This window comes from Stenotrophomonas sp. 2YAF22 (genome assembly GCF_052114665.1).
In the GTDB taxonomy this organism is placed as follows: Bacteria; Pseudomonadota; Gammaproteobacteria; order Xanthomonadales; family Xanthomonadaceae; genus Stenotrophomonas; species Stenotrophomonas indicatrix.
In genome coordinates this window covers 1-2,242 of the sequence record NZ_JBFRFE010000672.1, presented here as the reverse complement: position 1 = coordinate 2,242, position 2,242 = coordinate 1, and the positions used below count along the sequence as shown (strand labels likewise).

The window sequence follows — 2,242 nt, the reverse complement described above, 5'->3', positions numbered from 1 at the left end:
GGGCGTGCAGAACACGGGGTGATGCGAGAGGAGTAGTGCCGGCCGCTGGCCGGCAACCTCGCAGCAGGCAAGCCCATGCAGTTGCCGGCCAGCGGCCGGCACTACTCCTCTCGCATCACCCCGTGTTCTGCACGCCCTGCGAAACACCATTCACGCAGGCCACCAGCGCACGCAGCAGGTCGTCGTCCTCGCGTCCGCTTTCGCGCCAGCGCTGCAGCAGGTCCACCTGCAGCACGCTGATCGGGTCCACATAGGGATTGCGCAGGCGGATCGACAGCGCCAGCCGCGCGTCGTGGTCCAGCAGGGTCTGCTGCTCCATCAGCGCCAGCAGCCAGTGCCGGGTCAGCTCCAGTTCGCGCTCGACCTGCGGGAAGAACGCATCGTGCAGCTCGCCGGACAGGCGCGAGAACTGTTCGGCGATGGTGATATCGCCCTTGGACAGCACCATCGCGATGTCATCCAGGAAGGTGCGGAAGAACGGCCAGTCCCGCGCCATTTCGCGCAGCGTGGCTTCATGGCCGGCGTCCACCGCCGCCTGCAGGCCGCTGCCGACCCCATACCAGCCCGGAATCACCGCGCGCGCCTGGCTCCAGGCAAACACCCACGGAATCGCACGCAGGTTGGTCAAGGCCGCATCCTGGCCGAGCCGGCGCGACGGCCGCGACCCCAGCGTCATCCGTTCGATCACATCGATCGGCGTGGCAGTACGGAAATAGTCCATGAAGCGTGGCTGGCCGACGAACGCCCGATAGACCTCGCTGCTGGAACCGGCGACCACGTCCATCACCGGCCGCCAATCGTCCTCGCGCGGCTCGGCGGCTCGCGGGCGCAGGCTGGCGCGCAGCACCGCACCGGTGGCCTGCTCCAGCGAACGCAACGCCAGCGCGCGGATGCCGTACTTGCGGTGGATCACCTCGCCCTGTTCGGTCACCCGCAGGCGGCCATCGATGCTGCCGCGTGGCGAGGCATCGACCGCGTGCGTGGTCTTGCCACCACCGCGGCTGATCGAGCCACCGCGGCCATGGAAGAAGGTCAGGCGCAGGCCCGCTTCGGCGGCCACCTCCAGCAGTTCCACCTGTGCGCGCTGCAGGCCCCAGCGTGATGCGGCAATGCCACCATCCTTGCTGCTGTCCGAATAGCCGAGCATCACCATCTGCACGTCCTCGCGTGCACGCAGATGCGCGCGGTACACCGGATCGGCCAGCAGATCGCGCAGCGTCGCGGTGCCGCGCTTGAGGTCGTCCACGGTTTCGAACAGCGGCGCGATATCCAGTGGCACGTGGCCGGCGTCATCGACCAGGCCGCCACGACGCGCCAGCGCCAGCACCGCCAGCACATCGCCACGGTCGTGCGCCATCGAGATGATGTAGCTGCCCAGCGCGTCGCCACCATGCCGCGCACGTGCATCGGCCAATGCAACGAACACCGCATCCAAGCGCTGGTTGCCTTCATCATTGCCAACGGGCAAGGGTGTCTCGCCACTGGCATGCGGTGCCAGCAGGCGTGCGCGACCCGCTGCATCCAATGCGTCCCATGCAGCATCGCCACCCAGCACTGCCGCCAGCGCGCGCGCATGCACGCTCGATTCCTGGCGCACATCCAGCCGCGCCAGATGGAAGCCGAAGGTCTTCACCCGCCACAACAGGCGCTGCACCGCGAAGCCGCCGGCATGCTCGCCCCGGTTCGCGCGCAGGCTGTCGAGGATCAGCTGCAGGTCATCGATCAGCTCGTTCGGGCCGGCATAGGCGCCGTCGGCATCATCCAGCGTGGCCTGCAGGCGTGCGCGCATGCGGTCGTTGAGCAACCGATATGGCATGTCGGCATGGCGTGGCCGCGACTGCACCTGCGGCAGCAACTGCTGGTAATGCGCGACGCGCGCCTGCAGTGCATCGCTTACCCCCACCCGCTCGGTGGATTGGCTGAGCAGGCTGGCCAGCTGCAGCAGTTCCTTCTGGTAACGGCCCAGCACGGCAACGCGCTGTGCATCCAGCGTATTGCGGATGGTGTGCGCATCCACATTGGGATTGCCGTCCATGTCGCCGCCCACCCATGTGCCGAAACGCAGCAGGCGCGGCAGCGGCAGTTCCGCGCCATAGGTATCGCGCAGTGCCTGTTGCAGCGATTCGTACAGCACCGGGATCACCCGGTACAGCACCTGCACCAGATAGAAGCCGACGTGCTCGCGTTCGTCGTCCACGGTCGGGCGCACCGGCGAGGAATCGGTGGTCTGCCACGAGGCGGT

At 67.8% G+C, this 2,242-nt stretch carries 1 protein-coding gene; it reads right to left on the bottom strand.

Annotated features, from left to right (window positions below; translation table 11 throughout):
• Positions 1–115 precede the first annotated feature (115 nt).
• Positions 116–2,242, bottom strand: a 2,127-nt coding sequence (locus AB4Y84_RS19760) for a phosphoenolpyruvate carboxylase (protein ID WP_442250737.1), incomplete at its 5' end; no start/stop codon positions are given.